The sequence below is a fragment of the Variovorax paradoxus genome (assembly GCF_000834655.1).
In the GTDB taxonomy this organism is placed as follows: Bacteria; Pseudomonadota; Gammaproteobacteria; order Burkholderiales; family Burkholderiaceae_C; genus Variovorax; species Variovorax paradoxus_F.
In genome coordinates this window covers 35,013-42,725 of sequence record NZ_JXQQ01000138.1, presented here as the reverse complement: position 1 = coordinate 42,725, position 7,713 = coordinate 35,013, and the positions used below count along the sequence as shown (strand labels likewise).

The 7,713-nt window shown below is 69.6% G+C and carries 8 protein-coding genes; 3 read left to right on the top strand and 5 right to left on the bottom strand.

What is annotated here, in order from left to right:
- Positions 1-863 (bottom strand): MFS transporter (locus tag RT97_RS31960; protein ID WP_042582900.1); only part of this gene is annotated, 863 nt, incomplete at its 3' end.
- Positions 864-977: 114 nt separating this feature from the next.
- Here RT97_RS31960 and RT97_RS31955 point away from each other — a divergent pair.
- Positions 978-1,922 (top strand): LysR family transcriptional regulator, encoded by a 945-nt coding sequence (locus RT97_RS31955; RefSeq protein ID WP_042582894.1) that lies wholly within the window; start codon positions 978-980, stop codon positions 1,920-1,922.
- Here the strand turns inward: RT97_RS31955 and RT97_RS31950 are convergent.
- Complete coding sequence (locus tag RT97_RS31950; RefSeq protein ID WP_172672276.1) at positions 1,906-2,589, bottom strand: TetR family transcriptional regulator C-terminal domain-containing protein; 684 nt, start codon at positions 2,587-2,589, stop codon at positions 1,906-1,908. The genes RT97_RS31955 and RT97_RS31950 overlap by 17 nt on opposite strands.
- A gap of 171 nt (positions 2,590-2,760) precedes the next feature.
- Between RT97_RS31950 and RT97_RS31945 the strand changes: the two genes are divergently transcribed.
- Positions 2,761-3,828: an asparaginase gene (locus RT97_RS31945; RefSeq protein WP_042582892.1), complete on the top strand. Its 1,068-nt coding sequence runs from the start codon at positions 2,761-2,763 to the stop codon at positions 3,826-3,828.
- Between the two features lie 113 nt (positions 3,829-3,941).
- On the opposite strand, the gene RT97_RS31940 is transcribed toward RT97_RS31945, so the two are convergent.
- The 3 genes from RT97_RS31940 to RT97_RS31930 are packed head-to-tail and all read right to left on the bottom strand — an operon-like array spanning position 3,942 to position 6,579.
- Entirely contained in the window at positions 3,942-4,775 is an 834-nt protein-coding gene (locus tag RT97_RS31940) for a phosphatase PAP2 family protein (protein WP_052810808.1), read from the bottom strand.
- Positions 4,776-4,786: 11 nt separating this feature from the next.
- The gene (locus RT97_RS31935) at positions 4,787-5,614 is read right to left on the bottom strand and encodes a metallophosphoesterase family protein (protein ID WP_042582891.1); all 828 of its coding nucleotides are present in this window, start codon (positions 5,612-5,614) and stop codon (positions 4,787-4,789) included.
- Positions 5,611-6,579 carry a diacylglycerol/lipid kinase family protein gene (locus RT97_RS31930; protein WP_042582890.1) on the bottom strand — a complete coding sequence of 323 codons (969 nt, stop codon included), beginning with the start codon at positions 6,577-6,579 and terminating at the stop codon, positions 5,611-5,613. The genes RT97_RS31935 and RT97_RS31930 overlap by 4 nt, the downstream gene beginning before the upstream one ends.
- Before the next feature lie 214 nt (positions 6,580-6,793).
- On the opposite strand from RT97_RS31930, the gene glyQ reads away from it, so the two are divergent.
- A complete protein-coding gene (gene glyQ, locus RT97_RS31925) occupies positions 6,794-7,702 on the top strand; it encodes a glycine--tRNA ligase subunit alpha (RefSeq protein WP_042582889.1) in 909 nt (302 codons plus the stop codon).
- Positions 7,703-7,713 lie beyond the last annotated feature (11 nt).

Genomic DNA, 7,713 nt, shown 5'->3' with positions numbered 1-7,713 from the left:
GGCCCGCGCCGGTCGGCCAGGCGCCCGGCCAGCGGCGCCGCGAGCGCGCCCGCCGCACCGGCCAGCCCGAAGGCGCCTGCCGCCGCGCTGCCCAGGTGGAAGGGCTCGCCGTGCAGCATCACCGCCAGCGTCGACCAGAACGCGCTGAAGCCCACTGCCAGCAGCGCCTGCGCCAGTGCCGCGCGGCGCAGCGTGCCGTGGCGCGACCACAGCGTGCCCAGCGAACCGAGCAGCGCGCCGTAGGCCAGGTGCGTGGTCGGCCGGAAGCGCGGCAGGCCGCGCCAGGCGGCAGCGCCGATGAGCGCGATGCTGGCCGCCGCCGCGATGAACATCGCGCGCCAGCCGAAGTGTTCGGCCACGAACCCGCTCACCACGCGCGACAGGAGGATGCCCAGCAGCAGCCCCGTCATCACCGTGCCGACGGTCTTGCCGCGCGAGGCTTCGGGGGCGAGCGTGGCGGCGGCGGGCACGATGTCCTGCGCCATCGTGGCTGCGAGGCCGATGGCCAGGCTGGCGGCGAGCAGCACGCCGATCGACGGCGCGGCGCCGGCCACCAGCAGCGCGGCGCACAGGGCGGCCGCCTTGATCAGCACGATGCGGCGCCGGTCGAAGCGATCGCCCAGCGGCGCCAGCAGCAGGATGCCGAGCGCGTAGCCCAGCTGTGTGAGCGTGGGAATGAAGCCGACAGCGCGGGCCGAGGCGCCGATGTCGGCGCCCAGCACGCCGAGCATCGGCTGCGCGTAGTAGAGCGACGCCACCGACAGGCCCGCGCCGGTGGCCAGCAGCAGCACCAGCGAGGCCGGCAGCGCCTGGCCGTGCGGTGCGGCGCCGGGATGGGCATGCATTGTTTGAATGGAAGACATGGTGATAACCCTTGGTTTTTCTGGCTAGTGCTGAAATGTGCTCCTCTCGAAGATGACTTGGTAGCCCTGCGGATTGCACAATGTCTATACGTAGCGCGCATAAAGAACGACGACATGCCCAATTCACCTCCCGCAGCCGACCGCATCGAGCTGATGCAGACCTTCGTCCACATCGTCGAGGCCGGCAGCCTCTCGGCCGCCGCGGTGCGGATGGGCGCGACCCAGCCCACCGTGAGCCGCCGGCTGCAGGCGCTGGAGCGCTCGCTGGGGGTGCGGCTCTTGCGCCGCTCCACGCACGCCATGAAGCTCACCGAAGACGGCGAGCGCTGCTACGAGGGCGCGAGGGAACTGATCGCCAGCTGGCGCGCCTTCGAGGCCGACCTGCGCGGCGTGGGCGACGAGCCCGAGGGCACGCTGCGCGTGGTGGCGCCGCATGCGCTGGGGCAACTGCTGCTGGTCGGCCCGCTGGCCGACTACCTGCGCGCCTACCCGCGGGTGTCGGTCGAATGGCTGCTGCACGACCGCCGGCCCGATTTCATTGCCGAGGGCGTCGATTGCGCAATCCAGGTCGGCGAGGTGACCGACACCATGGCCGTGGCCATCAAGCTCTCGGAAGTGCCGCGCGTGGTGGTTGCCGCGCCCTCGGTGCTGGCTGGGCGAGAGCCTCCCACGCACGCCTCGGAACTGGCCGTGCTGCCCTGGCTCGCGCTGCGCACTTTCTATCGCAACGAGGTGCAGCTCACGCACCGGCCGAGCGGCGAGCTCGCGCGGGTGCCGATCCGCCCGCGCATGAGCACCGACAGCCTCTTTGCGCTGCACAGCGCGGCGGTCATGGGGCTGGGTGCCTGCATCGGCTCGGCCTGGCTCATGAACGACGACATCGCCGCCGGGAGGCTGGTGCAGCTCGCGCCGCAATGGCATGCGGCGCCGCTGCCCGTGTACCTGACCTATTCGCCCGCGCGCTTCCAGCCGGCGCGCCTGCGTCGCTTCATCGAGATGGTGCGGCTGGCAATGGCCGACCCGACTGGCCGCGCCTGGGAGGTCAGGGCGTCGTCCTGATGCCGCAGCCGCCCAGCACGAAGGCCACCAGCTCGCGCGCGATGGGCTCGCGGTCGATGGGCGCGTCGGGCGGCAGGCCCAGCATCACGCGCGTCTGGATCGCGTAGTCGGCGTAGCTCTGGGTCATGGCCCAGATGTGCATGAGGAGGATGCGCGCATCGAGCGGACGCATCTGCCCGCGTGCGATCCAGCCATTGATGATGTCCACCTTCTTCTGCGTCCAGGCGCGGGCGTTGGGCCAGTAGCGGTCGAGGTTGCGGCCGCCGTCGAGGATCTCGCGGGTGAAGATGCGCGACATCTCGGGGCTGTCGATGGCGTGGTCGAGCTTCTTGCGGATGTAGTCGCCCAGCACGGTGGCCGGGTCGCTCGCGTCCTCGAACGAGAACACCACCTTCCAGGCGTGCAGCACCTGCATGAGCAGCTCTTCGTAGAGCTCTTCCTTGCCGGCGATGTAGTAGTGCAGCTGGGGCTTGGTGAGGCCGGCGCGCGCGGCGATGGCCTGGGTCGAGGTGCCCTTCAGGCCATGCAGGCTGAACTCGGCCACCGCCGCGGTGCGGATGGCGGCCATGATGCGCTCGCGCCCCGGGCGTGCGCGCGACAGCGGGCCGTCGGGGGCAGGCATTTCCTGGGCGGTGGAGGGGGGCAGGGCGGCGGTGTCGGAGGTCATTGCGGGGTCAGCGGGGTCAGCCGGGAAGGCGGCGGCGAGGCGCCCGGCCGATGGTAATCCTTGGGCGCATGGCCGCATGCCGTGCCGGCATGGCGGCGGGGCGCATGCGGGCATGGTTCATGTATCTTCCTCGCCGCTTCCAGAAATTCACCTCAGACCAAGGAGTCTTCCATGTACCTTTCTCCCCGTTTCAGGGCCTTCGCCGCAGGCGCCGCCCTGCTGGCCGCCAGCGCACTCGCGCAGGCGCAGCAACTGCCGAACGTGGTGATCCTGGCCACCGGCGGCACCATCGCCGGCGCCGGCGCCTCGGCCGTCAACAGCGCCACCTACGCGGCCGCCAAGGTCGGCGTCGACAAGCTCATCGCCGGCCTGCCCGAGCTCTCCAAGGTCGCCAACGTGCGCGGCGAGCAGGTGTTCCAGGTCGCATCGGAAAGCCTCACCAACGACAACCTGCTGACGCTGGCCAAGCGCGTCTCGGCGCTCTCGAAGCAGTCGGACGTCGATGGCATCGTCATCACCCACGGCACCGACACGCTGGAAGAAACCGCGTACTTCCTCACCCTGACGGTGCACACCAACAAGCCGATCGTCGTGGTCGGCTCGATGCGTCCGGGCACGGCCCTCTCGGCCGACGGCGCGCTCAACCTGTACGACGCGGTGAACGTGGCGGGCAGCAAGGACGCCGTGGGCAAGGGCGTGCTGGTGACGATGAGCGACAACATCGACAGCGGCCGCGACGTCAGCAAGAACGTCAACATCAAGACCAGCGCGTTCTCCAGCCAGTGGGGTCCGCTGGGCATGATCGTCGAGGGCAAGAACTACTGGTTCCGTGCGCCGGTCAAGCGCCACACCATGAACTCCGAATTCGACATCGACAGCATCAACGCGCTGCCCCCGGTCGAGATCGCGATGGGCTACGAAGGCGTGTCGTCGGTGGCCATCGACGCGATCGCAAAGAGCGGCGCCAAGGCGCTGATCCATGGCGGCACGGGCAATGGCTCGGTGGCCGACCGGATCGTGCCGAACCTGCAGAAGGCGCGCACCGACGGCGTGATCGTGATCCGCAGCTCGCGCGTGCCCGACGGCTTCGTGATCCGCAACGCCGAGCAGCCCGACGACAAGTACGACTGGGTGGTGGCGCACGACCTGCGTCCGCAGAAGGCGCGCATCCTAGCGATGGTGGCCCTGACCAAGACCAGCAACACCAAGGAATTGCAGCGCATCTTCTGGGAGTATTGATCTCCCCCAGGCTTGCTCGCTTCGCGTAGCCGCCTACCCCCTTCCGGGGGCAACACCTGCGGCCCGGCAAGGCCGGTTCCGCGGTGTTTCCGGCGAAGACGCGCGGGCGATGCTCAGGCCGGTGCGCGCCGCTGCTTGCGGTGCCGCGCGTATTCCAGGCTGCTCACGCACACGAGCAGCCAAGCGAAGCCGGTCAGGAGACCGGCCACCACGTCGCTCGCGAAGTGCACCTGCAGAAAGATGCGGCTGCACGCGATGGTCAGGATGGCGCCCACGGCCGCCATGGCCGCCGGCACATGCCAGCGCGCCGGCAGCGTGCGCAGCGCCAAGTACAGCAGCATTCCGTAACTCACGATCGCGCCCGCGCTGTGTCCGCTCGGGAAGCTGTAGCTCGTCTCGAACGCCAGTCCGTGGTCGTGCACCGGCCGCGCCCGCTCGAAGATGTGCTTGAGCGCGGGGTTCAGCAGCACGATGCCGCCGAGCGCCATCACCCAGCCCAGCGCGAGGCCGTGGTGCGCATGGCGCCACAGCACCGCGGCGACCACCAGGCACACCGGCGCGAGAAAGGCGAAGTCGCCCAGGTGGGTGAGCCAGCTGAAGGCGACGAGCGCCGTCCACGGCACGTGGGTGCCGATGGCATCGGTCAGCGCCTGGTCGGCCCGGCCCATCGAGTGACCGTCGGACAGATTCGACGCGATCCATGCGAACACGCTGGCCGCGGCCAGGATCAGCAGGAACCCGGCCGCGAGGCCGGCGGCGATGCGCGGCTCGCTGGGCTCTTCGGCATCGAGCGTCTTGAAATGGCGGCGCTGCAACGTCCAGCAGACGGCACCGGCGCCGAGCACCGACACGGTCCAGATCGAGAGAAACCAGCCCAGCGCATGGGCGCCGAGTTGCTGGGCAAGGAGAACGAGAGGAGGAGTGAGAGGGGAAGCTTCCAACGGCATGCGGCTGCACCCTAAGGGGGCGTCGCGCTGCTGGCAAGAGAAAGCGGGAATACTTTGGCGCACTCGAAGGCTTTGTCGGCGGCGCTGTAGTCCCAGCGCTCCACGCGGCAGGCGCGCGTGCCGGCGGCCATGTCCAGGCGCACCACGTTCACCGAATTCGGAAAGCCGGCGCGCACGCGATGCGACACCGCGGTGCCCGCCTGCACGGCGAACGCGGTGCGCTTGCAGCCCGAGAACGCGTCGTGCAGCGAGCGCACGTAGGGCAGGTGGATGTGGCCGCCCAGGATCAGGTCGACACCCGCTTCGGACCAGCGCGCCACCGCCCGCTCGCGCCCGTGCAGGCGGTTCGACATGTCTTCCTGCCGCGTGACCATGACCGGCTGGTGCGTCACCACCACGCGCAGCTGCGAGGGCGTTGCCGCAGCAAGGCGCGCCGCCACCCGCTCGACCTGCGCTGACGAGACCACGCCGTCTTCATGCCGGTACCAGCGCGTGGTGTTCACGGTGACGACCAGCCACTCGTCGGACGCGAAAACCGGCTCCAGGTCGTCGCCGAAGGCCTCCTTGTAGCGGCCGTAGGGCGAGAAGCAGCGCGCTGCGAGCTGGTAGAGCGGAATGTCGTGGTTCCCCGGAATGACGAGCGTGGCAGGCGCCGCCAGCCGGCCGACGAAGGCGCGCGCCGCCGCGAACTGCACGCGCGTGGCGCGCTGGGTGATGTCGCCCGACATCACCACCACCTGCGGCGCCAGCGCCTGCGCAAACCGCTCGAGCGCCTGCAGCACCTCGGGCCGTTCGGTGCCGAAATGCGGATCGGAGATCTGCAGCAGGCAGGCGGTCATTGCTTGGCCGCCTCCAGCTCGGGCGCGACGTCGGGCCGCACCAGCCACAGCGGCTCGGGCGACACGCGGAACAGGAGCGGCATGTCGGTCCATGCGATCTCGCCGTCGGTCGCCACCTTGACACGGCGGGGCGCCCGCAGGCGGCCGGCCTTCACCGTCATCGATTCGAAGGGGAAGCTCAGCACCTGGTCGGCGTTGCCCAGCTTGCCGAGCGCGCCGCGCACCAGCAGCCCCGGCATGGACATCACCCCGACCGGCTTGAGCGCAATCGCCGCGAGCTGCCCCTGCTCGGGCGCATCGGCATGTTCGATGCCCACCTGCAAGAGCTGCAGCGGGTTGTTGCCCACGAAAAGGGTGGGCGTGCGGATGTCCTTTTCCTGCCCGCGCCAGGCCATGCGCAGGTTCCAGTGCCGGTGGCGGCCGCGCATCACCGTCAGGAGGCCCGCGAAGAACGCGATCCAGCGGCTGCGGCCGTAGCGCGCCTTGTAGGTCTCGCGCTCTTCCAGCAGCTCGGCGTACAGGCCCATGCTGGCATTCACCAGGAAGACCCGGTCGTTGACCAGCCCCACCTGCACGGCCCGCGGCTGCTCGGCCAGCAGCACCTGCAGCGCCTCGGCCGTGTCGCGCGGAATGCCGTGGGTGCGGCTGAAGTAGTTGAAGGTGCCCTGCGGCAGCACCCCGAAGGCGCAGCCGCTGCCAAGGGTGGCCTGCGCCACCGCATTGATGGTGCCGTCGCCGCCCGCCGCCACCACCACGCCGCCCACGGCGCGGGCGCGCTCGACGGCTTCGCGCGCCAGCGCCTGCACCCGGCCGGGCCCGTCGATCACGAAGATGCGGTGCTTGCGGCCGGCCGCGGCAAAGCCTTCCTCGATGACCTGGCGGGCTTCGGCTGCGCTCTCGCTGCCGGAGCCGGCATTGAGCACGATGAAAAACGGGGCGTTCGGGCCGATGTGGGGCGGTTGCATGTCTGTGGGGCGGGGAAAAGGCAGGCCCGGAAGGGCTCTGTGAAGGGCTGCCGCGTGCGGCCGGCCCACGGTTGTCGCATGCCCGGAGGGGCGGCGGGAGCGGCCGGCATCCCGGCCGGCTGTGGGAGAGTTGCCCTCCGCCCGTAAAATCGTCCGCTTTCGCGGCGCACTGCCGCGCTACCGTCCAAATGTCCGGCCTGCGCCGGCCAGCTTCATGTTGACCTTCCAGCAAATCATTCTCAAACTGCAGTCGTACTGGGCCGACAAGGGCTGCGCGCTGCTGCAACCGTACGACATGGAGGTGGGCGCGGGCACCTCGCACACCGCCACCTTCCTCAGGGCCCTGGGCCCGGAGCCCTGGAAAGCCGCCTACGTGCAGCCCAGCCGCCGCCCCAAGGACGGCCGCTACGGCGAGAACCCCAACCGCCTGCAGCACTACTACCAATACCAGGTCGTGCTCAAGCCCGCGCCGAGCAACATCCTGGAGCTCTACCTCGGCAGCCTCGAGGCCCTGGGCTTCGACCTGAAGAAGAACGACATCCGCTTCGTCGAGGACGACTGGGAGAACCCCACGCTCGGCGCCTGGGGCCTGGGCTGGGAAGTCTGGCTCAACGGCATGGAGGTGACGCAGTTCACCTACTTCCAGCAGGTCGGCGGCATCGACTGCAAGCCGATCACCGGCGAAATCACCTACGGCCTGGAGCGCCTGGCCATGTACCTGCAGGGCGTGGACAACGTCTACAACCTGACCTGGACCGAGGGCCTGAGCTACGGCGATGTGTACAAGCAGAACGAGGTCGAGCAGTCGACCTACAACTTCGAGCACAGCGACGCCGAGTTCCTGTTCACCGCCTTCAACGCGCACGAGAAGCAGGCCAAGCACCTCATGACCGAGCAGCTCGCGTTGCCGGCCTACGAGCAGGTGCTCAAGGCCGCGCACAGCTTCAACCTGCTGGATGCGCGCGGCGCCATCAGCGTGACCGAGCGCGCCGCCTACATCGGCCGCATCCGCAACCTCGCGCGCAGCGTGGCGCAGAGCTACTACGACAGCCGCGAGCGCCTGGGCTTCCCGATGGCGCCGCGCGAATGGGTCGCGCAGATGCCCCCGAAGAAAGCCGCCTGAGCGATGACGAC